This window comes from Ferroplasma acidarmanus Fer1 (genome assembly GCF_000152265.2).
In the GTDB taxonomy this organism is placed as follows: domain Archaea; phylum Thermoplasmatota; class Thermoplasmata; order Thermoplasmatales; family Thermoplasmataceae; genus Ferroplasma; species Ferroplasma acidiphilum.
Genome location: NC_021592.1, coordinates 289188 through 312075 on the forward strand (window position 1 = coordinate 289188; position 22888 = coordinate 312075).

Here is a 22888-nt window from a genome sequence, read left to right on the forward strand (position 1 = left end):
GAGTTCTATTAAAAATCTTTTCGAAAGGAAATAAGATTTTATTTAAAAGCGTAAAAGCAATCCATTAAAATTGTGTCAAAATGACAAAAATACTTAATTTTTAAAATATTTAAATGTGATTTTATTTTTTCTTATCATGTACAGAAAAATACCAAGCAACAGGGCAATAGATATTACGCTTAATATGATTTCATTAAAGGTGCTGCCGTAAATCTGGTTGAGGTAGAAAGAACTTAAAAATGGGCTTGCACCTATAACTAACCCGAAAAATGTTCCTGTAGCACATGCCGGGCATACACCTATGGCGCCTACAAGGGACAGGGGTGTTGCCTTCTTCAATTTTAGCCCCATAATTGAAAAGGCAAATATTGAACTGCCAAGTATTGATGCGCCTATTAAAGAAAGGACCTGAAAAGGGTAAATATATATTCCAATTATATGTGATTCATAAAACAGGAAATTAGGGGTAAACATTGGAAGCCCGTATACAGATGTAAGATAATGGGGGTACTTATATCCCGATGGCATGATGTGTACCATTCCTCCCTCTACCATAAGAATAATGGTATAAATTGCAAGAATGGGGTAAAAATGTTTGAGCTTTGGAATAGAATAACGTGATTTTATGAACATATATATCGATATGCCAATAAAGAGGGCACCTAAAATGAATATAATATCATCCAGTGAGGTGTATAGCCTGGCAGTACTTGCAGATGCCAGGTAATTATATGATTCAGGGTAAAATAGGTATCCAAATTTTGAATAAAGCTCATAACCATTCAAAATTATAATAATGCCAACCATAAAGAGTATGAGACTTTTATTTTTCATACCAGCCCATAAAATTATAATTTATATCTTTTATGGATTTTTCTCTATTCATTAATTGACGATATTTTATTGGTAAATTTCGTTTAATGCTGCCATTTTTTTACCAAACGTAATGTTTAAATTAAATCGTACCATGATTAGCCAATGACTCTCGAAATAAGTAATATCATGCAAAAACATCCTGCTTATATAGATGGTGCTTCAACTATATATGATGGGGCGAAGAAAATGACTGAAGAAAACAAAGGGTCTCTCCTGCTTGGTTCCGCCGAATCCATGAAAGGGATTGTTACGGAACGGGATATTATTAAGGCAATTGCCGGAGGAAAGTCTCTGACTGCACCGGTCGGGGACGTTGCAACAAAGGAGAATTTAATTTTTGTGCATGAGGATGACTCCATAACAAAGGCAGCTGTACTTATGAGCAAACATAATATAAGGCACCTCATAGTAAAATCGGAAAATGGTGCTGTAACGGGAGTTCTCTCTACAAGGGACCTGATGCGTGAGAGCTATACTTTGAAAGAATTGGCAAACGTAAAAAATTCAGATTGGTTTGGAAGTGATTAAAATGGCAGTAAGTTTGGGATTGGAAGATGTATTCATAAAATATACAGGGTTAACATTTATAGATGGAAACGCAGGCGTGCTAAGATACAGGGGATATGACATAAACGATCTTGTCCAGAATACTGGATTCGAGGAAGTGTGCTATCTCATGACCAATGGGGAGCTACCGAATAGCCAGCAGCTGGCAGAATTTAAAAAATCTGTTAAGGAACATTATAAGCTGCCTGACCATGTTATGGAATTAATATCTGACCTGCCAAGGGAAGCGGATACACTTACAATGATGGAAACCGCATTTGCCTCTCTCTCCTCAGGTGATTACCAGTGGAATAAGGAAAATGACAGAAAACAGGTTCCAAAAATCCTCGGGGAAAATTTGGGAATAATATCAAATATATACAGGCACAAGATGGGAATGGGACTCCAGAATCCTGACCCGAAATACGACTACGCCGAAGCATTTCTAAGGAACTGCTTTGGAAATGCTGATGAGAAAAAGATTTCTGCAATGAATGCTGCTCTTGTTATATACGTTGACCATGAGGTCCCTGCTTCTACAACAGCAGCCCTTGTTGCTTCTTCTACTCTTTCCGATATGTATTCATGCATAACAGCAGCTACTGCTGCACTTAAAGGCCCGCTGCATGGTGGAGCAGCTGAAGCGGCATATAAGCAGTTGCTTGACATAGGAAATGTTGACAATGTGGAGAACTGGTTCAAAACAAACATATTAGATGGCAAGAGAAGACTAATGGGATTCGGGCACAGGGTTTACAGGACATATGACCCGAGAATGAAAATATTCAAGAAACTGGCAACTACACTGGAACAGACAGATGAGCAGAAAAAACTCTTTGAAATTGCAGTTAAACTCGAGGAACTTGGTGTAAAGGAATTCGGTGGCAAAGGAATATATCCAAATACAGATTATTATTCCGGCATAGTTTTCAATGAAATCGGCTTCCCCATATACATGTTTACAACCCTGTTTGGATTTTCCAGGGTTCTCGGATGGCTTTCACATATAACAGAGTATGTAGAGGAAGAGGAGAGGTTAATCAGGCCCAGGGCAGTCTATACAGGGCCAGACAAACGTGATTTTGTGAAAATTCAGGATAGAAAATAATAATTTCATTTATTTCTCACAAAATTAATTAATACCATATAATTTTTAAAAAGTTTTTCCATACGTTGACTTTATAAGTATAAGATGCAGGTTATAAATATATACAGATTTATCCAATATTTATATTTATAGATACTAAAAATTATAAAATTAAATTTTTCCTAGTTTTTATCATGCCTGAGGGCTTTTTTATCAATCTTTCCCACAGGTGTCAGTGGTAAGCTATCAGTGAACTGGATAATTTTTGGAACTTTATATTTTGCGAGTTTTTCCTGGCAGTATTTTTTAATTTCGTCCTCCGTAACGGATTTGTCGGAAAGTACTATTATTGCCTTAACAGTTTCCCCGCGATGCGCGTCAGGTACCCCTACAACAGCACACTGGGACACGCCAGGATGTTCGTAGAGAACTTTCTCCACTTCCTCCGGGTATATATTATACCCACCTGCAATTATCATATCTTTCTTCCTGTCCACTATATAGAAATAACCCTCGCTATCCATTTTAGCTATATCGCCTGTATGGAGCCACCCGTCCACCAGGATCTGTTTATTTTCCTCAGGCCTGTTCCAGTAGCCTTTCATTACCTGCGGCCCTTTAATGAGAAGTTCTCCTTCCACGCCCTGTGGTACTTCTGTTATGCCGTCATCAATATCTACTATTTTTTCATATGTTTCAGGCAATGGAAGCCCTATGGACCCTGGCTTCCTGCGATTTTTCCACTCCGGCAATAAAGGAGAAATATTGGTTACCGGGGAACATTCGCTTAATCCATATCCTTCTACCAGCGTTCCACCGGTTTTGCCCTCGAATTTTTTCTGCAGTTCCAGCGGGAGTGGCATAGCCCCGGAAATGCAAAGTTTAATATTGCTGATATCATATTTTTCCAGATCTGGATAGTTAATTATGCTATGATACATTGTTGGTATGCCGGGAAACGCCGTGGGCTTTTTCTTCTTGATTATGTTCAATGTCATTTTCAGATCCCTCGGGTCGGGTACAGGAATAATAGTAGACCCCTGCATAAGCGGGGTTAACATTGCAGTCATCATTCCGTAAACATGGAAAAAAGGTATGGACGATAAATAAGATATGCTCTCCTTGAAATCCTCAGGAAACCATTCTATCAGCTGATTTACGTTTGCCAGCAAATTCCTGTGTGTCAGTGTAGCTGCCTTTGGGACACCTGTAGTTCCTCCAGTATACTGTAATAGGGCAGCGTCATTATAGGGATCAATTGATTCGTCATCTGCAGCAGGATTCCTGGATTTCCCTGAATAAGGTATAATTCCTGCTGGAGCTGCAAGCTTTTCACTTTTCCCTTTTTTTACAGCTTTATAAAGAAGGGCTTTTACCGGTGGCAGGTAATCTTCAACCCTTACATCTATAATATTGTCAAGCATTTTTTCCTTCAACGGCAAAACCTTTGAGAGCATATCATGCATAACTACAATATTTCTTGACCCTGAATCATTGAGTTCATATTCAATTTCCGGCAACATGTACATAGGATTCATCTGGACTACAGATATTCCAAGTTTCATTGAGGCAAAGAAAAAAATAACATACTGGGGAATATTTGGCAGCATAATTGTGAGCTTATCACCCTTATGGAGATTCAGCCCTTTTAAAAATGATGCTGCAGACTCTATTTCCTGCTTTAACCTGGAATAACTTATCCTATTTCCCATAAAGTCTATAGCCACATGGGAAGCATATTTACTGGCCGACCTGCAAAATTGCTGGTAAATTCCAATTTCAGGAATTTGAATATGTCTTTTAATGCCGGGCGGATAAGATTTTATCATTAAGCTGTCAAGGTCTTCTTCTTTCATCATCGATTCCACAACGATCACCTGTGAGATTTTAAAACAATATAAATCCCGATGCCGTCGTATCCCACACTGTTTAAATAATATTCCTATGGGAACAAAAACTCAGAGGAATGAAATAGATATGATTGGAGATCCGTTTTATTATAGATTATTTCCTTAATAAAAAATGACAAGAACAGAAATTTATTACAAATCGAGCTACCAGAAAGAAAGCCACTGAGTTTACGATGTGGATGAATTTATGGAATTGTTTAAATATTCAATAATTAGTTAATATTTAAACAATTTTCAAATCCCATGAAAGTTATAATTTTTAAAATAACAACAAATTAATTATTTTTCAGATAATTATAACATATGCATATATAATAGTAATGTTTATATGATAATATTAAATTTATTAACGTAGGTGGAATAATCGATGCACTTAAACATAAGGCATCAACACCTATATTTTACCTGAAGATAGCAGGGGATTTACGCCCGGGGAAACATTAACCGATACCTTTGAAGGGCTTAATACTTCATATGTGAAGGCAAATTATGTCGATGAACCAGGAAGCTTCAATGCTTTGGAATGAGGTAGTTCACCACTTTAATCCAGTTATTTTTTCGTACATATGAATGTATAAATCTGAAACTGTTTTAACAATATTTTCCGGCAAAGGTTCTATATCCGGCTCCGGTTGATTATTATCCCTGGCATCATAGAGTTTCTGGTGGTATCCTGTTTTTCTGTAATATTGCCTTACCATTTCCTTGCTGAGTTCATTTACCTGCCCGTTCTCATAATCTTTCTTATCCCAGAACCTGTCTTCATCCAGCGTGCCGAATGTATCAATTATTACCGGTTTTCTTTCAAGGCCCAGTGCAAATTCTTTCTTTCCATCGGCATGAATAAGCCCCCTGCTTTCCACAGAACTATTTATCCTTCTGTCTATCTTAAAAATGGTTTCCTGAATCTCGCATAATTCACCGGCATCAAGGCCAGAAATTTCAAGTGCCTCATCAGTATGAAGATATCTATCAAACTTTTCGAATTTTGTTGAAACTTCAAAAAATGGGTCTGGAAGTTTTTCTCCATAAACAGGAGGATTCTTGAAACCCAGGGAATGATAGTCAATTTCCCCCGATTTTACCCTGTCATAGGCGGAACCAGCAAGATAGTACCTTGTTATAAACTCCAGAGGTACCATATAATTTGAAAGAAATTTATAACCGCGGTCTATCTGCCTGAATTTTTTTACTTTCATTTCTGAATCAGACACAAGTTCAATAAAATCTGTATCTATCCCCAGGGATGATACAATATTATACCAGTAAGTTGAGGTTCTGCACAGTGATTCGCCCTTATGTGGGATAGAATCTGGAATAATCTTATCGAATACGGATATTCTGTCCGAAAATTTAAAGACCAGATCCTTTCCATCGTCATATACATCCTTTACCTTGCCTTTTCTAAGAAGTTCCATGCCCATAAATAGTTAATGCCAATATAATTTTATTGATTTCTAATGAATAAATATTTGTGAGTCACCCAAATTTAAACATAAAAATTAATTATCAATGCTAAATAACGGTTCATGCTTGTATACATGGTAAGGCACGGTGAGACATATAATAATGCGTCTGCTGTATTTCCTCTTGATGATACTGAATTAAATGAAAATGGATTGGAACAGGCCAGGGAAACGGGAAAATATCTGGAACAGTTATATTTTGATGCTGTATACAGCAGCCCGGTTTTGCGGGTAAAACAAACACTTGAAAATATGGGAATTGATAGATATATCACGGACAACAGGCTAAGGGATATTGGCACAGGGAAGCTCACAGGAATGAAAATAACGGAAATTGAATCCAAGGATCCGGCGTGGTACTCAACATTTCAGGATGGGGTTGAGAACAGATACGGTGTGGAAAAGTTTTCTGATCTCAAAAAAAGGGTGAAGGAATTTATAGGTTCTATTTCAGGGAACGGTTTTAAGAAGGTACTTATTGCAACACACCTTGAACCGATCCGTGGTATGTATTCGCTGTCAACAGGAGTGGAGGGGCTGCCATTGACGAGTCTTGAAATTAGCAACTGTTCCATATCTATTTTCTCTGTTGAAGGTTTTGATATAGAATTGAAAGGGTTTAACTGGCTTCCACTAAACAACTACCCCGATAGGAAAAATAAATCTTTCAATTAATCTATTATTGATTTCTCAATGTATATTGACTGATATTTATAATAGTCGTCAGGAAATACAGTTACGGTAGTACCTTTATTTTCAGATATTGCCAGGGATGCCATATAATTAGCACCCGACGAAGGGCCAACGAGTAAGTTATATTTAGCCTTGAGTTGCCTGACACCCTCATATGCATCGTCTTCCGAGACGGTTACAAAATTATCTATAAGAGATTTATAGGTATCAAGAAGAACTCTGTGGTTTGATTTAAATGGATTGCGCAGTCCAACTATTCTTGACCCTTCTGCTGGAAGTACGCCTGTGACATTTATGTTGTATTTTTCCTTAAAATATCTGGCAAGCCCTGTAATAGTCCCACCGGTGCCTACTCCCACCACGAGATTGTCAATATGCTCCAATTTTTCATTAATTTCAGGCCCGGTTCCGTAATAATGGGCGTTAGAATTCATAATATTTGCATGCTGGCTTAGCCTGTAGTATTTTTCCGGATATTTTTCTATCATGTCTTCTACATAGTTTATTGAGTTTTCTGTGCTATTGCCTGGAGTTGTTACAACTCTGGAACCAAAACTTGAAAGCAATTTCTTCGTGGCGTCAGGTGCCGATTCCGGAATGACTATCTCGTTTTTTAAGTTAAGTATACTTGAAATTCCAGCAATAGCAATACCGGTATTTCCTGATGATGCTTCTATAATAGTCTGGTCGCTTCGCAACTCTCCGCTTTTAAGTGCATAATCTATCATAAAAAATGCTGCCCGATCCTTAATTGACCTGAAGCGATTGTAATATTCAAGTTTAGAATATATTCCTGTTTCTCCTATTTTGAATAGTGGTGTGTTTCCAATTCCAATTTTATTGGATTCCATAGCAATTTCATTAAATAGTGACATGAATAGCAAATTAAAATTAAGTAATTAACACTATTGAAAGACCCGGAATATTAACTAAACATAGTATATATTCTAACATGCTGATTTTTCTATAAAATTTTCTTATTCTTGAATCACAGAGCCGGAACAGGATGGTTTCCTTAATGTGCCACATATAGCTTTTCCAGGATAGCAAGGAGAGCCGGCTTATGCTGCCGGACTATTTGCATTATTAAAATTGTACAGTGCGTATAGAAAAAATAATATACGATATTTAAATGTTAATGAGTGGAATATACATTTAAGGATGGAAAGATATACCAGGATGACAATGAAATTTACACAATAAAATCAAATTCATCTTCCCTGGGAGCGAAATCAATAGAGATATCAAATACCTCGGGCCTCCAGAGTGTTTATATTGACAAAGCACCTGGTGGCTATAAAATTAGCCAGGGATCTATGGACATGGGAACCCTTTCCAGAAACCTTGTAATGAGCTATAACGGCAGGACATATTCTCTATCAAAGCCATATGCAGATATGGATACCAGAAAAATGGACATTAAATCCGATGATTCTAAAATAGGCACCCTTACTTTCGGGGCTGGTGTCCTAACGGGCACATATGATTATATGAATGATGAAGTACCGGTTATAGTCTATATGAGTGTTATGTCCCCCTATGTAAAATCTACATATAATGGTATAAATGCACAGAATCCGCAGGGGAACAGAAGAGCAAATGCATACAGGATGCCACGGATATATGCAATTTTATCCAATGTTATTTTCCTTGTTGCAATTGTTATTATTGTATTCTCAACATCTCTTGGAATACCGGGAGATTACGATTTCCTGATACTGATAATAGTCATAGCCCTTTCATTCGTTATACGGTCTGCAGGACGGAAGAAGTACCAGGAAGAGCACAAAAATGATGAAGACAATGGAATGAATAAAAATTTATAACCATATACAATTATCATATATTATGGATTTTTATGATCAGATAACTTCTCTAATAGTTAACGGGAAAATTAAGGATAAGGATCAGCTTCAGAGAGAGAAACTCTTATTATCAAAAAAATTCAATCTCGACGTTGTTCCCAGTGATGTAGAAATTCTTAATTATGGAGATAATAGAAGATTTGTGCAGTTGCTGAGGAAGAAACCTACCAGGACTGTGTCAGGAGTTGCGGTTGTGGCGGCTATGACATCCCCTGAAGCTTGCCCCCACGGCAAATGTATTTTCTGCCCTGGTGGAATTGACAGCAATTCTCCCCAATCATATACAGGGTATGAGCCATCTGCCCTCAGGGGAAGGACAAATTATTATGATTCTTATAATATTGCATTCAGCAGGCTAAAACAGCTGGAAACAATAGGCCATGATACCAGTAAAGTTGATTTAATAGTCATGGGTGGTACATTTACCGCCAGATCCAGAGAATACCAGGAAGAATTTGTTAAAGGATGCATTGATGGAATGAACAGGAAAATATCCCCTACGCTGGACCAGGCAATACTGGAAAATGAATTTTCACAGAGGCGCTGTGTTGGCATGACTATTGAAACAAAGCCTGACTGGTTCAACGAGAGGGAAATAGATGAGGCGTTATCCTACGGGACAACTAAGGTTGAGCTTGGCATTCAGGTACTTAATGACAGGATACTCAGGCTTAACAGAAGAGGGCATGGCGTGGAAGAAATAGTGAGGTCAACCCAGCTCGCAAGGGATGCGGGATTGAAGGTTTTATATCACCTTATGCCAGGAATGTACGGGTCGTCCTATAAAGAGGATATAAAAAGCTTTGATATGGTTATGGGTGATGAGAGGTTCAGGCCAGATATGCTAAAGATATATCCAACGCTCGTTGTAAAAAATACAGCATTGTATAAGTACTGGAAAGAAGGAAAATACATACCATACGATACTGAAAAGGTAGTCAGGATGGTTACCTATTTTATGAAAAACATGCCACCATGGGTAAGGGTAATGAGGATGCAGAGGGATATACCTGTTAATTTTATTGAGGCAGGGGTAAAGAGGAGTGACCTGCATAACCTTGTTGACCTGGAAATGGAGGAAATGGGAATAAAAACTATGGAAATTAGAAGCCGGGAAGTTGGAATAATGAAAGATTCCTTTGGAAATGATTATACCCTCACAAGAAGGAATTACAGGGCATCCGGCGGTGATGAAATATTCCTTTCCTTTGAGAGTTCGAATGGTGATATTATTGGATACCTCAGGCTTAGAATTCCATCAGAAATGGCACATCGCAAGGAAGTTCTATCCTCATCAGTGATAAGGGAAATAAAGGTTATGGGAAATATAGTACCGATAGGTGAAGAGTCCGGAGAAAACTGGCAGCACCATGGATTCGGGAAAAAACTGCTGGATGAAGCCGAAAGGATATCACTTGAGGAATATGGTAAAAAGCGTATAATTGTAATCAGTGGAATAGGAGTTAGAAACTATTTCAGGAAATATGGATATGAAAGGCTGGGTCCCTATATGGCCAAGGAAATTTCTTAATTATTTCCAGTTCTTCCACTGATTCAGATAACCTTCTGACATTTCCCTGAGTTTTTTTACATCTTCCGGCGGGAGTATATTTACTTCTCCTATCATTTTTGCTGTAACGAAAATTCTTGCTGATTTTTCAAGAACCTGGGATGCTATAATTGCTCTCTCCATGTCTGTGCCAACAGATACAGCCCCGTGATTTTTCATTATGGTAGCGTTATTCAACTCCAGCCCTTCAACAACATATCTGGCTAATTCCATGGTCCCTGTTAAAGCGTAACGGGATACATTCACCCGGTTTCCCAACAGCATTGCCGTGTCCTCTGTCACAGGAGGAATGCCGTCACCGGTAACTGCCAGTACTGAAGAATATATAGAATGTGTGTGTACTATTGCCATTACATCAGCCCTATTTTTATATATTTCATAATGCATCAGGCGCTCACTTGAAGGCTTTAATTTTCCGTCTATCACTTTACCATCAATATCGGTGATAACCATATCCTCTGCATTGCTTTTATTATAGTTTGTACCACTTGGCGTAATAACTATATTGCCATCTTTGGCCCTCAAACTGATATTCCCCCATGAACCGACAGTAAGATTGCTGCTTACCATTTCCCTGCAGGCATTTAAAACAATTTCTCTTTCTTCTGAATAAAGCATTCTAAATAATTGCCATTCTCTATAAAATATTTTTTTGTTTTTATTTTTTAACAAGAATTGTGTCAATTTCCGGTTCTTTGATTATAAACTTGATATCTGATGTCATTCTTATATTGTGTGATCTGCTAGTACCAACCACTATACAATCCGGGTTATCGGATTTAATATAATTTCCAACCTCTTCTTTTATTCCTGTGAAGCCACCGGACCGCACAATTCTTATTTCTATCTTGCTTTCAGATAGTATGCCAGGATTTTCCATCAGTGCTTTAAAACCATGAACCGGATTTTTGTCATATTTCCGCAAATCCAGTATTGTAACATTTGACCGGTTAAGTTTTGCAAGTTGAAGGGCAAAAAATACGGCCGCCCGTGTATTAATAGATTCGGAAAGTGGCAACATAATATTGCTATATGGATAACCTCTCTCCCCTGAACTCAAGATTGCCACTGGTATTGAGGAGTTTTTCAATACATAATCTCCTATATTGCCAAAAATTGAGCTTGAAAGCATTGACCTTTTTCTTGTTGAAAGTATAAGAAGGTCATAATAATGGCCCGATGTTTCCATAACCAGCCCTTCCCTTGCATTATCAAATGTTTGGATTTTTGGTATGACCTTTATTCCTGCTTTTTTCCCCTCGTTGTAGGCAGTAGTTACTACACCAAGCCTCCCGGAAATGTCTATCGGGTCATTTTTTTCCCTGATGGTTATAGCAGTTATTTCTGAATTATTAGCTTTAGCCATATCATATGACATTTTTAAAACCTTGCTGGAATTGGTGCCTTTGAACATTGGAATTATTAAGTGGTCTATTTTCAGGTAATATGACCTTGAAGACTCAAACATATTATATTTATGTTTGAAAAGAATATAAAAATTGCTATTTTTAAGTGTGACAACCTGTGGTTCTTCAAAAATCATACAATTATGCTCCGGCCGGGATTTGGACCCGAGTCGGGGGATTGAGAGTCCCTAATGCTTGGCCTGGCTACACCACCGGAGCTTAAGAAGAGTATTACTTTTTTATATTTAATATATTCATTCCATCCACGGAGAGATGCCCTTTCCTATTATTTAATGATCAATTTATTGATAACAGAGGGTTTATATTTAACTAGAATTATGTACACAACAGGATGATAAGAAATTCCGTATATAAAAATATATAAAAATATATAAAAATATATAAAAATGTATGTTAATGGGAAAGTCTTTTTAGCCTGATTTACATGTATATATATGAAACCTATGGCAACCAAGATTGTTGTTATTATCATAGCGGCGGCAATTGTTGCACCGGCTGCATACTTTGCATATGAATACTACTCAAAATCAAATGTCCCATCATCCATACAGCCTTTTCAATATATACCGGGAAATTCAACAGTGATATCAACCGTGCATACGAATGGAACTGAATACTATTTATACATGGATGGCGGCAGTATTGGAATAGTAGCCAATATTTCAGCTATTTCACAGGTTGACCCGAATTTAACTGCATCAAATAGCCCTGCTGCTGTATCAGGTTCAGGCACTGCAGGATTATTCTCCGGGTCCAATGTCAAAACCATTACCTATGACCATGTTACAGTCTACGAAATACAGAATATCAACGTATCAGGAATACTTCAAAATATGCTAAACGTATCATTGAAAAATACAAACACTACAGCAAACATATTTGCATACGATACATCAGGAAATTTCATAGTTATCGGGGAACAGAAAGCGATAAATGAGTCTATATCGGCCCACCTATCATCGAGAGATGCGGTAAGCTTCAAAGGGTATATGAATGATAGTTCCAACATTTCTCTGTACTACAGGGCGAATAATACAATTCCCACTATAAGCTATATTACAATGAACTCAACGTCCAACAAAACATATTTTAATATAAGTCCTGTAAATTCAAATGACCTCCAGGTTGACAAATTTCTTATTCAAACGGCAATAAGCAATTCTAATGTATCCCGGGAAATAGGAAATAACTATACAATTACAATATCAAACAGTCAGATACATTTAAACATAGATAAGGGCTATACCAGCCTGCCAGCAGTACTTAAAACGTTAAATATAGGAGTTATATAAGTAATATATGTCAAAAACCTCTACTATTTATTTACAGTACATTAAAAACTATTACAGATCCAGAAGTTTCTTCCTGATGCTTTTCCTTATACTGCTTATAGGTTCAATGATGTCATATTTTTCATTTAAATATGTAAATGATCTTCCATCGTTCCTGGGCGGCACTGTATTCCCGGCCTCTATGAAGGTTAATGTATTCTATTATCTCTGGACACTTGTACTCTTATATATACCTGTATTTGCATCAGTATTCTTCGGGTCTCCTGCCATATCCAGCGAGATAGAAAACAAAACAGCATATTTTATATTTCCATTGCCAATTAATAGATACAAATTATTCTTTGGAAAATATTTTGCAGCATTCACAGTTACAATGTTTATTGTTGGAATATACCTGATATTCGAAGTTTTTACATTATCATACCTTTTAGGTGCTATACCGGCCACCTATTTTTCATACTCGTTCATAATGCTGGTTCTGTTCATATTAAGCATAATGTCTGTAACTTTCCTTATAAGTGCAATATTCAATAAAAACACATATGCATACATTACAGTTTTTGTTATATATTACATATTTTTTGAAGCAGGCTCCTTTATTATAGAATTATTATACAAATATACTCCGGTATATTTCCTGAATGATGCAGCCAGCATCATAGAAAGGGTATATATAAACATAAACCCTGGCAATGCATTTGTAAGCCATATAGATATTAATCCTGCATCATTTTCTGAAATAATGCTTTCTGCCCTTATAATGGTGATATATGCGGTAATAGCACTGGTAATAGGCATGTTGCTGTTCGATAAAAAGGAGGTGTCCTGATGGAAATATATCTTGACAGTTTAACAAAAAATTATAGAAAGATAAAGGCACTTGATTCAATAAACCTTAAAATAGAAGGGCATGGGTGTACCGGACTGCTTGGCCCCAATGGAGCAGGAAAAACTACAATGTTAAAACTGTGCACGAACATAATAAAACCGTCACATGGCAAGGTTGAATTAAATAATGTAAATGTTGCAATTTATCCAGAAAAGGCACTTGAACCTGTTGGTGCACTTATCGAACAGCCAGAGTTTTACAGTTACCTTACAGGATATGAGATTCTGGAATTTACATCAAAGATAAAAGGTATCGGGAAGGACGAATTCAAATCAGAGATGAAACGCCTCGGGGAACTTACCGGGATAGATGCATATGCCGATAGAAAAACCGGCACCTATTCACGCGGGATGAAACAGAGGCTTGCATTATCAGTGGCAATGCTTGGAAACCCGGAAATAATAATACTTGATGAACCTACTTTCGGTCTTGATCCAAAGGGCATGGTTGATGTGAGGAATATTATAAAAGATATAGCTAAGGAGCATCTAGTTCTTCTGAGCACCCACCTGATTTCTGAAGCGCGTGAGTTATGTGACAGGACTATAATTATTAACGGCGGGAAAATAGAATATGATTCAGCTATGTCTGCTGAGCGGAGTTTATTAAAAATTACAGCCACGAACAGTATCGACATAACCGGTGACAAAATAAAAGATTATTCCCGGGATGGAAATGTGTTTATAATTGAGAAAAACCCAAGCTTCAGCAATTACGATATAATAGGTGATTTAATTAAGCAGGGGCTTAAAATAGAATATGTGGAAAAATTCGATAATCTTGAAAATATTTATGTTTCAGTGATAGGAGGAAAGGCTAAAGATAATAATTTTTCATAATATAGCCCGTTAAACTGCTAATTGATGAAAACCTTCTCCCGTTGAGAGCCAGCCCGTTACGGTTGTATTTTATGTGCAGAAATGGTATTTCTGCCGATGACAGGTATTTGCATAGTGAGTCAAAAGTGGTTCCGGAATCTATAAACACATACATGGAAGGTTCATCAATTGCCTGTGAGATTACATCTTCCATTGATCTGAATACCCCGAGCCTTACGAACTTATAGTCAGGCATTTTTATTTCCTGCTCTATTACCATGGTATCATCCTGCTCCACTTTCTTTAATTTTGTATTTGTATATTCCTCAACAGAAATTTTTTTAGCCATTTTTCTGACAGCGACAAAAGTAGAAACATTCCTTATATTCTCTTTAAATCCTGTTAATATATTCCGATCATCCCCTATAAAAGCGAAATATTTAACATCCGTATTAGCCAGCATCTCCTCAAGATCGTCATAATTTATCATATCTTTTTTCCTCCTCAAGTATTTTTTCAATTTTGCTAAATTCATCACCGGTGGCTTTCAACATCCCAGATATCAGATTTTGCCTCCATGCTTCCTTTATTATTTCCTCATATGCGTCATCTATGCTTTTGTAGAATCCAGCTGACACCATTTTGCTAATTGCTTTTTCAATAAGTGGATCCGGATGGATACTGTTATTTTTGGTGATTATCCCTATCCTTTTTATGGAAATGTATTCTAATACAGCCATTCGTATAAATTCTGACCGGCTCGCATAATTGCTGTTGTATGAGAGAAAAGAATCTATTTCTTCGAGTTCGTCATTAGATATACGTATGGTGAGCTTTTCACTCTTTTCTGTCATTATTATGTTAATAGATATATCTGTATTTAAATTTATTGTTTGTAAGGACAATATTCTAGAAATGTACATTTAATTTGTTAGAGCTAAATAATATACATAAGTTAATTAGCCTTAAAATAAAGGATTCAGGAATACAAATAATAAAATCATCAAACTCTAATTTTTTTTAATTTTATTTTGTACATTTAATTTTAAAAATTAATAATAAAACAATATTAATTAACGTGTTTATAATTAGATATTATGGAATTTGATTATAATAAATTACTAAAGGATGCATCCGGCGTTCTATCGTCCAAAAACCGGACAGAAGATCGGCTAAAGGTGCCTGAACCGGAGATAATATACGAGGGAAAATCTACTATTATCAGGAATTTTATTGATATTACAGAGATGCTAAACAGGAATCCGGAGGATCTGGTAAAATATTTTACAAAGGAATTCGGGATAGGAGCTTCCGTAGCCGGCAGGCGGCTTATTATCAATAGAAAACTCAGGGAAGAAGAGATCAGGGAAAAATTGAATGCCTATATGGCTACATATGTACTCTGCTATGAATGTTCCTCGCCGGATACTACAATAGAGAAAGTTGGCAGGACATACCTTCTCGTATGTAAGGCGTGCGGTGCAGAGCATCCAATTAAAGCTTCAAGGGAAATTAAGGAAAACGAAGACCAGCTTACTGAAGGAAAAACCTACACAGTCCAGATCACAGAAATTGGCAAATCCGGAGAAGGGCATGCATTTTATGGTGATTTCACAATATATGTGCCGGGAACAAAGAAGGGAGAACGCCCAAAAGTATTGATCAAGAAAATCAGGAAAAATATAGCAATAGGGGAAGTCGTAAAATAATGGACAAAATAATTCTGGATACCAATATATTGATTTATGCAATTCAAAACAAAATTGATCTTGAAAATGGCATAATGTCAATAACCCCGAGGATGGAGCCACTTATCCCCGCATGCGTTCTGGCCGAATTGCGTGGGCTGGCAACAACAAAATGGTATGCAAAGGCAGCCTTGAAATATAGTGAAAGGTTTAAAAACATAGAATCCCATGGTGAAGGAGATTTCTGCATAATGGTGGTTGCTAAATCATTAAATGCCGCGGTTCTTACAAACGACAGGCGTTTTCGCAAAATATTGAAAAATAAGGGAATTCCGTGTGTTACAATGGGCAACCAGAATAACCTTCAGTTTTATTGATTCCTATAGCCATTAAAAATATTATAAATATTATAGAGATATACCCATACATGGATTATAACTTATACAATACAATAAAGATACTTAAAAAGCTCTCCGGTTCAGGCAATACAGTATATATTTCATCAGGCGAACTTGCTGAGGAACTCGGTGTTAGCCAGCAAACATCATCACGGTTTATTATAGAACTGGCTGATAAAAAATATATCGAAAGGACATTGCAGAACAGGAAACAGAAGATTACATTGCTGGAGCCCTCCCTTGATCTGCTATATTCGGAATTAAACCAGCTCAATTCCATTCTTGAGATGCGGCAGGAATTTAATTTAAAAGGAGAGATACAGAGTGGATTGGGAGAGGGAAAATATTACATTTCCCAGGAAGGTTACATGGCCCAATTTCTCGACAAATTAGGAATTTCGCCATACCCTGGCACATTGAATATAAAAATTTTTCCTGAATATGAAAACGTTCTGAGAAGGATACGCAGTGCCGATGGAATACATATAGGTGGATTTAAAGATAAGGAAAGGACATTCGGCGGGGTAAAATGTTTCTCAGGGAGAATCGATGGTACCAGGGCATGGCTAATTTTCCCTGAAAGAAGCAATTATACCGATATTGTTGAGATCATTTCGGATAAGTTCCTTCGAAAAGATTTAAAACTTCAGGATGGGGATGAATTAAATATCAGGGTAGCACTTGATCACTGAATAATATGAAAGCTGTAGCGTTATTTTCCGGCGGCAAGGATTCGTTTTTGTCGGCTATGATGGCCGTGGAACAGGGATATGAAATTATCTACGGGGTAACAGTTGTTCCTGAAGAGTATTCAATGATGTTCCACTATCCAAACTCGAGGATATCAGAATATGCCGCTTCACTTCTTGGTTTCAGCATTAAATATATCAACGAAAAGGATTACAGGAGCTACCTTGGAGAAATATGCAGGAATGGCATTGATGCCATAATAACTGGTGCCATAGCTTCAGATTACCAGAAAACCAGAATAGAAAGAGCATGCTATGATACCGATACTATCATATACTCCCCCCTGTGGAGAAAAAATCAGGAATGTATCATAGACCAGTTAATTTTGCGCGATATACGGGCTATGATTGTATCTGTATCAGCCGAAGGGTTGGGAGAAGGTGACCTTGGCGCTACAATTGATAGAGATTATTTCCAGCATCTAAAATATATTAATGGAAAATATGGAATAAATATAGCTGGCGAGGGCGGGGAATATGAAACTTTTGTCTACGGGCTTGGAAACATGGAAATACATGGCCTTAAGAAAGAAAAAATATGGAAAAATTCAGGAGGATATATGATTCTCAGCACCTGATGCCGTGATGATAAAATTGTACCAGGTCAATGGCTTTATAACACATTTATTCATAATTACATTGAAACCGAAATAGATGCAATTATACGGAGGAGCCACATTTTATTATACAATTAATATCTGTGTGCCAGGTTATAACCCTTTAAGTTTTATTGTTAATAATATATACAATTATTTTTAATTTACTATATATTATTAATTATCTCTTCTCCAGACATCTCTTTCTTGCAGTAAACACATTTAATTGTTAATGGGTCAGCATTCACAGTCATAAACTCGGATTTTACTGGTTCACCAGCATTTGTTATACAGTTCTGGTTTGCACATTTAACTATGCCTTTAAACACCTGTGGCATATCAAGCTTGAACTTCTCTATGATTTCATAATTCTTAATTATGCTAATAGTGGCTTCATTTGCTATGAGTGCTATTTTGTCCAGTTCAAGTTTTTCAAGGAATTTATTTTCTATTTTTATGACATCTTTATAGGCAAGCTTCTCACTGGTGACCCTGATGCCAATACTTATAGAATTTGACTCGTCAATGCCAAGAATGGCAAGGACTTTCAGGGCTTTCCCGGCGGCTATATGGTCTATTACTGTCCCATCCTTTATTTTTGATATTTTTAACGTTTTATCCATTTTATTCACCTGCTATCATAGAAATTATAGCCATCCTAACAGGTACCCCATAATATGCCTGCTTGAAATATCTTGCAGCAGGAGTATTATCTACCTCTGAGGAGATTTCGTCTACCCTTGGAAGAGGGTGCATTATAATAGCTCCCTTCTTTAACTTATTCACATCACTTACAGTTATTTTATATGAACCGATAAGCCGTGCGTATTCATTCTTATCCGTAAACCGCTCTTTCTGTATCCTTGTAACATAAAGTATGTCGGTTTCCCCGAGATATTTAGTAATGTCAGTTGAAATATTCATATTTAGCCTGCCCTTTACGTCATTGTATACATGTTTCGGTATTGCAAGATTTTCCGGAGAGACAAGGTTAACAGTGACATTATACCTCGAGAGGGCAGAGAGCAGTGAATGAACTGTCCTGCCATATTTAAGGTCACCAATAATAGTTATGGTTTTGCCGTCTATGGAACCGAATTCTTTCCTTATTGTATAAAGATCAATAAGGGTCTGTGTGGGATGCTCACCAGAACCATCTCCTGCGTTGATTATGGGCTTTGATGAGAATCTGGATGCAAGAAATGCAGCTCCTTCAAGAGGGTGCCTGATTACAATAAGATCGGAATAGGATTCCACTATTCTTATAGTATCCGCAAGTGTTTCTCCCTTTGAAGTCGAGGACGTTTTTGAATCAGCCATGCTGATTACTGAACCTCCAAGCCGTTCCATTGCTGATTCAAAGGATAGCCGTGTCCGTGTACTGGGTTCATAAAAAAGAGTTGCAAGTATTTTAGAGGACATAACATTAATTTTCTTTCCTGATTCTATATTTTCAAGCATCTTATCTGCCCGGGAAAATACTTCATTTATGTCTTCACCGTCAAGGTCAGAGATTGAAATAATGCTTCTGTTTTTTAACATTATTACCATAATTATTAACACTATCTTTAACTTTATTATAAATGGTTATGTATATTATAATAACAGATTTTTATAAATAAACAGATTATTTTAGAATGTGTTTTTCCAGCAAGCAGTTATATTTTATTGATATTAAATTTGGCAATATTCATGTAAACGGGTGTTTCATGCCGCGCCATAAATAAGATTCATTATAATGTTCAAAAGTAATTTATAATGAGAATAAATATGCAATAATGGAAGACCTGAAAGATACTGTAAAAAAATATTATATTGCTGTAGATAAAAATGATCTGGATACCCTGTTTTCTATATTTGCCGATAACATAGTTTACAAACGACCCGGATACGAACCTATAGAGGGCATGGCAAACTTTAAAGAGTTTTATCAGAAGAATAGAATAATAAAAGAGGGTCACCATACCCTATCGAATATCATAGCAAGCGACCCTTATGTGATTGTTGAAGGAGAATTCAATGGTATTTTAAAGGATGGCAGCAAATCCCACACAACTTTCGTTGATGTGTATACATTTTCCAGCGGGAAAGCCATAAAAAGGCATACTTATTTCGATGGGCAGAGCGTTTAATTTTCCTATCAATAATCCTAAAATAATATTTTATCAAGCTCCACGCCGAGCCGTATAAAATCAATGCTCCATAGATTAATCAAAAAATGTCCAGGATAATTGTAAAATCCGTATGGATGGAGGACCCTGGAATAATCTCCATAAAAACGCCCCAGTTTTGTGATATCAAAACCAGTGTAAAAACCAAGCATCCCAAGTATAGCACCCGCCTTTGGGAGTGAAATTGTAAACCTTGTGGCTTCCTTCCCGCATTTTGCACATTTTTCCTCAATGGATATTCCCGCCTCATCCTCTATTTCCTTTACGGTCCGGGAATATTTTGTGTAAGCCTTTGAATGATTTCCACAGAGCGCAATCCCGCTTAGAAATATGGTATTGCCTGTTGGAACATATTTCTCTCCCATGTAATGCCATATCCGGCCAGTAAATTGCTGTAAGCCATATAATATAAATTTTTTATCTATCAATCTGTGCCATTCCATGTGTTCCAGTGCAATTTCGTATGGATTGTTTTCAGTTTTCATCATTGAAATTATTTTTACCAGTGAAATTCGTTCAAGAAAAAATCTGGTATTCTCGAATGCTGCACTGGCCATTCCGTTTTTAGCAGAAAAATGTGCCTGTTTCAGGGCAGTAATGGCACTTCCTGTTATATTATAAGAAAAGTGTTTGTCTGTTTTGTCTGTTATATATTGCATCAACTCAATTGCTTTGCTTTCATAATTTTCATTTATAATCACATTATTTCCCAGATAATCCAGTATTGACCGTTTTTCAAAGTTAGCTGTATATTTTTTATATTTAAAAGGCTTATCTTTTCCCATATCCACATGTATTCATTTATATTTTAAATGCTTTTATTGTAATCTGGATCCGGAATTGTGATAAAAATTAATAATATATGAATGATTACTTAACATGGATTCATTAATACATGGCTTTCATAAGATGACCGTAGATGAAAGAAGACAGATCATCAGGGAGTTTTCAGGCCTCTCTTCAGAAGATATGGAGGCAATGGATTACAGGATGGATATTAGCACCGCCGGAAATATGATAGAAAATGTGTATACTATTATGGATTATCCAGTGGGAATTGCCACAAACTTCAAAATTAATGATAAAGAATATTTAATACCTATGAGCCTCGAAGAACCATCTGTTATAGCTGCGTGTTCCAATGCCGCCAGATATGCACGGCCAGGAGGCTTTACCGCATATTCTACTAATTCTTATATGCGGGGCGAAATTGAATTATATAATGTACCGGACCCGGATTATGCAGCCATAAATATTCTTAAAAATAAGGAAAATATATTGAAAATGGCAAATACAAGATCAAAAACACTCTCAGGCATGAATGCTGGTGCAAAATCAATAGACCTGCATTTTGTTAATAATGAACTTATAATTAATATTATAATAGATGTGGCTGATGCTATGGGCGCTAATATAATAAATACCATGCTCGAATATGTGTCAGGCTATATAGAAGAACTCACAGGAGGACAGGCAAATCTCAGGATCATGAGCAACCTTACAACAGAAAGAATTACATATGCATATGCAAAATTTGACGGGAAAATGCTTGGAGAGGAAACAGTGGATAGGATAATACGGGCAAATGAATTTGCAAAAAATGATATATACCGTGCCACTACCCATAATAAGGGTATAATGAACGGCATCGATGCTGTGCTTCTGGCAACCATGAATGATTTCAGGGCACAGGAAGCAAACTCACATGCCTATGCATCCATGGGTGGATATGGCCCACTGACAGAGTATAGAAAAGACATTGACGGGAATTTGATTGGATCAATAAAAATCCCTATAGCTGTTGGCACAGTAGGCGGGGCAACAAAAACATCCAGAAAAGCAATGCTTGCAATGAAGATAATGGGAATACATGGATCCGGTGAATTTTCAAATATCCTGGGTTCAGTCGGGCTGGCACAAAATTTTGCAGCACTGCGGGCACTGGCAGCAGAGGGAATCCAGAGCGGGCATATGAAATTGCATGCAAGAAATATAGCTATTGCAGCAGGTGCTACAGGAGAAATGGTTGAAAAAGTTGCCGGCGAGATGATATCCACCGGGAGCATTAGCTACACAGCAGCAGTCGATATAATTAAAAAATTTAGGGATGAATAAATATGGAAGAATACGAACAGAATATAAAGAATGGGGATGCATTTGTTAAGAAGGAAAAATTCATGGATGCTATCAGGGAGTATACTAAAGCATATGACGCAATTTCAGAGGATGACATAAAAGCTGAAATTTGTTATAAACTCTCCCAGTGTTATTCTTCCCTGGATCACAAAAGCACAGAAAATCCGCTTAAATATGCAGAAGAGTCACTTGAACTCCACCACAAACTTGGAGATAGCGAGCTTGAGGTAATGGATCTGATAAATATTGGCTATATTTATCTGGACAGTGGCAAAAGGGAAGATGGGATTTCTTATTTCAATAAAGCTATAGAGGCAGCAGATGCTATAAAGGATGTTACTTTATTTGCACTTTCAAACAATGCAAAGGCAGAGGCACTTTCCAGCCTGAAATCCAAACAGGCAGAGGCAATGAAAATATATGATAACGTTCTGGAACTAACAGAGAAGTCAGAAGATTGGGAGAATTACTTCGAGGCATTGTATGGGAAAATTAGCATATTACGTGATGCCGATATCAATGCTGCCTTCGATGCTGGAAAAGCAGGGCTGGATAAAATAGATACGGTAATGAATACTATTAAAACAAAGAAGGATAAAAAAGAATTTAAAGACTCTGTTTCATACCTCTATGACTCTGTATCTGATATTGCAATGGAGCTTGAAAATATAGATGAAGCTATGAAAATAGCAGCCAGGTCAAAGGAATAAA

The 22888-nt window shown here is 36.9% G+C and carries 26 protein-coding genes and 1 tRNA gene; 15 read left to right on the top strand and 12 right to left on the bottom strand.

Annotated elements, in window-relative coordinates:
* Nucleotides 1–93: 93 nt before the first annotated feature.
* Nucleotides 94–834, bottom strand: a complete 741-nt coding sequence (locus tag FACI_RS01215) for a hypothetical protein (RefSeq protein ID WP_009886267.1) — start codon at nt 832–834, stop codon at nt 94–96.
* Between the two features lie 144 nt (nt 835–978).
* Here FACI_RS01215 and FACI_RS01220 point away from each other — a divergent pair, with 144 nt between their 5' ends.
* Both FACI_RS01220 and gltA read left to right on the top strand, forming a co-directional pair.
* The gene (locus FACI_RS01220) at nt 979–1404 is read left to right on the top strand and encodes a CBS domain-containing protein (RefSeq protein ID WP_019841339.1); all 426 of its coding nucleotides are present in this window, start codon (nt 979–981) and stop codon (nt 1402–1404) included.
* 1 nt (nt 1405) lies between these two features.
* On the top strand, nt 1406–2530 hold the full coding sequence (gene gltA, locus FACI_RS01225; protein WP_009886269.1) for a citrate synthase: 1125 nt from the start codon (nt 1406–1408) through the stop codon (nt 2528–2530).
* A 161-nt stretch (nt 2531–2691) separates the two neighbouring features.
* Here the strand turns inward: gltA and FACI_RS01230 are convergent, their stop codons facing one another.
* Entirely contained in the window at nt 2692–4368 is a 1677-nt protein-coding gene (locus tag FACI_RS01230; RefSeq protein ID WP_009886270.1) for a long-chain-fatty-acid--CoA ligase, read from the bottom strand.
* A 584-nt stretch (nt 4369–4952) separates the two neighbouring features.
* Nucleotides 4953–5837 (bottom strand): phosphoribosylaminoimidazolesuccinocarboxamide synthase, encoded by an 885-nt coding sequence (locus FACI_RS01235; protein WP_048074118.1) that lies wholly within the window; start codon nt 5835–5837, stop codon nt 4953–4955.
* Between the two features lie 111 nt (nt 5838–5948).
* On the opposite strand from FACI_RS01235, the gene FACI_RS01240 reads away from it, so the two are divergent.
* Nucleotides 5949–6560, top strand: a complete 612-nt coding sequence (locus FACI_RS01240; RefSeq protein ID WP_009886272.1) for a histidine phosphatase family protein — start codon at nt 5949–5951, stop codon at nt 6558–6560.
* Here the strand turns inward: FACI_RS01240 and FACI_RS01245 are convergent.
* Nucleotides 6557–7453 (bottom strand): pyridoxal-phosphate dependent enzyme, encoded by an 897-nt coding sequence (locus FACI_RS01245; protein WP_009886273.1) that lies wholly within the window; start codon nt 7451–7453, stop codon nt 6557–6559. The two genes, FACI_RS01240 and FACI_RS01245, sit on opposite strands and share 4 nt — an antisense overlap.
* Before the next feature lie 267 nt (nt 7454–7720).
* Between FACI_RS01245 and FACI_RS01250 the strand changes: the two genes are divergently transcribed.
* Nucleotides 7721–8404 carry a hypothetical protein gene (locus FACI_RS01250; protein WP_009886274.1) on the top strand — a complete coding sequence of 228 codons (684 nt, stop codon included), beginning with the start codon at nt 7721–7723 and terminating at the stop codon, nt 8402–8404.
* Nucleotides 8405–8426: 22 nt separating this feature from the next.
* On the top strand, nt 8427–9974 hold the full coding sequence (locus FACI_RS01255) for a tRNA uridine(34) 5-carboxymethylaminomethyl modification radical SAM/GNAT enzyme Elp3 (RefSeq protein WP_009886275.1): 1548 nt from the start codon (nt 8427–8429) through the stop codon (nt 9972–9974).
* Here FACI_RS01255 and FACI_RS01260 read toward each other — a convergent pair whose 3' ends face one another.
* From FACI_RS01260 to FACI_RS01270, 3 genes are all read right to left on the bottom strand, one after another.
* Nucleotides 9975–10631 (bottom strand): class II aldolase/adducin family protein, encoded by a 657-nt coding sequence (locus tag FACI_RS01260; protein WP_009886276.1) that lies wholly within the window; start codon nt 10629–10631, stop codon nt 9975–9977.
* A 40-nt stretch (nt 10632–10671) separates the two neighbouring features.
* Entirely contained in the window at nt 10672–11556 is an 885-nt protein-coding gene (locus tag FACI_RS01265) for a universal stress protein (RefSeq protein ID WP_009886277.1), read from the bottom strand.
* Nucleotides 11557–11563: 7 nt separating this feature from the next.
* Nucleotides 11564–11638 (bottom strand) — tRNA-Glu (locus FACI_RS01270).
* A 245-nt stretch (nt 11639–11883) separates the two neighbouring features.
* Here FACI_RS01270 and FACI_RS01275 point away from each other — a divergent pair.
* From FACI_RS01275 to FACI_RS01285, 3 genes are read left to right on the top strand one after another with little or no spacing between them, the layout of a single operon-like run.
* Nucleotides 11884–12732, top strand: coding sequence for a hypothetical protein (locus FACI_RS01275; RefSeq protein WP_148285708.1), 849 nt, complete (start codon nt 11884–11886; stop codon nt 12730–12732).
* Between the two features lie 7 nt (nt 12733–12739).
* Nucleotides 12740–13561, top strand: a complete 822-nt coding sequence (locus FACI_RS01280; RefSeq protein ID WP_009886279.1) for an ABC transporter permease — start codon at nt 12740–12742, stop codon at nt 13559–13561.
* Nucleotides 13561–14460: an ABC transporter ATP-binding protein gene (locus FACI_RS01285; protein ID WP_009886280.1), complete on the top strand. Its 900-nt coding sequence runs from the start codon at nt 13561–13563 to the stop codon at nt 14458–14460. The genes FACI_RS01280 and FACI_RS01285 overlap by 1 nt, the downstream gene beginning before the upstream one ends.
* Here the strand turns inward: FACI_RS01285 and FACI_RS01290 are convergent.
* Nucleotides 14438–14929, bottom strand: a complete 492-nt coding sequence (locus FACI_RS01290) for a hypothetical protein (protein WP_009886281.1) — start codon at nt 14927–14929, stop codon at nt 14438–14440. The genes FACI_RS01285 and FACI_RS01290 overlap by 23 nt on opposite strands.
* Entirely contained in the window at nt 14916–15293 is a 378-nt protein-coding gene (locus FACI_RS01295) for a ribbon-helix-helix domain-containing protein (protein ID WP_009886282.1), read from the bottom strand. Before FACI_RS01295 ends, FACI_RS01290 begins: the two co-directional genes overlap by 14 nt.
* A gap of 243 nt (nt 15294–15536) precedes the next feature.
* Here FACI_RS01295 and FACI_RS01300 point away from each other — a divergent pair, with 243 nt between their 5' ends.
* From FACI_RS01300 to FACI_RS01315, 4 genes are read left to right on the top strand one after another with little or no spacing between them, the layout of a single operon-like run.
* The gene (locus FACI_RS01300; RefSeq protein WP_009886283.1) at nt 15537–16148 is read left to right on the top strand and encodes a translation initiation factor IF-2 subunit beta; all 612 of its coding nucleotides are present in this window, start codon (nt 15537–15539) and stop codon (nt 16146–16148) included.
* Complete coding sequence (locus FACI_RS01305; protein ID WP_009886284.1) at nt 16148–16504, top strand: type II toxin-antitoxin system VapC family toxin; 357 nt, start codon at nt 16148–16150, stop codon at nt 16502–16504. The genes FACI_RS01300 and FACI_RS01305 overlap by 1 nt, the downstream gene beginning before the upstream one ends.
* Nucleotides 16505–16554: 50 nt before the next feature.
* A complete protein-coding gene (locus FACI_RS01310) occupies nt 16555–17217 on the top strand; it encodes a DUF120 domain-containing protein (RefSeq protein WP_019841345.1) in 663 nt (220 codons plus the stop codon).
* Between the two features lie 5 nt (nt 17218–17222).
* On the top strand, nt 17223–17852 hold the full coding sequence (locus tag FACI_RS01315) for a diphthine--ammonia ligase (protein ID WP_009886286.1): 630 nt from the start codon (nt 17223–17225) through the stop codon (nt 17850–17852).
* A 185-nt stretch (nt 17853–18037) separates the two neighbouring features.
* On the opposite strand, the gene pyrI is transcribed toward FACI_RS01315, so the two are convergent.
* Nucleotides 18038–18493 carry an aspartate carbamoyltransferase regulatory subunit gene (gene pyrI, locus FACI_RS01320; RefSeq protein ID WP_019841348.1) on the bottom strand — a complete coding sequence of 152 codons (456 nt, stop codon included), beginning with the start codon at nt 18491–18493 and terminating at the stop codon, nt 18038–18040.
* 1 nt (nt 18494) lies between these two features.
* A complete protein-coding gene (gene pyrB, locus FACI_RS01325; RefSeq protein ID WP_009886288.1) occupies nt 18495–19412 on the bottom strand; it encodes an aspartate carbamoyltransferase in 918 nt (305 codons plus the stop codon).
* A 236-nt stretch (nt 19413–19648) separates the two neighbouring features.
* Between pyrB and FACI_RS01330 the strand changes: the two genes are divergently transcribed.
* Entirely contained in the window at nt 19649–20002 is a 354-nt protein-coding gene (locus tag FACI_RS01330; protein ID WP_009886289.1) for a nuclear transport factor 2 family protein, read from the top strand.
* Between the two features lie 17 nt (nt 20003–20019).
* On the opposite strand, the gene FACI_RS01335 is transcribed toward FACI_RS01330, so the two are convergent.
* Entirely contained in the window at nt 20020–20826 is an 807-nt protein-coding gene (locus FACI_RS01335) for a hypothetical protein (RefSeq protein ID WP_009886290.1), read from the bottom strand.
* A 94-nt stretch (nt 20827–20920) separates the two neighbouring features.
* Here FACI_RS01335 and FACI_RS01340 point away from each other — a divergent pair, with 94 nt between their 5' ends.
* Both FACI_RS01340 and FACI_RS01345 read left to right on the top strand, forming a co-directional pair.
* Nucleotides 20921–22156: a hydroxymethylglutaryl-CoA reductase, degradative gene (locus tag FACI_RS01340; RefSeq protein ID WP_019841351.1), complete on the top strand. Its 1236-nt coding sequence runs from the start codon at nt 20921–20923 to the stop codon at nt 22154–22156.
* Between the two features lie 2 nt (nt 22157–22158).
* On the top strand, nt 22159–22887 hold the full coding sequence (locus FACI_RS01345) for a hypothetical protein (RefSeq protein WP_009886292.1): 729 nt from the start codon (nt 22159–22161) through the stop codon (nt 22885–22887).
* Nucleotide 22888: the final 1 nt, after the last annotated feature.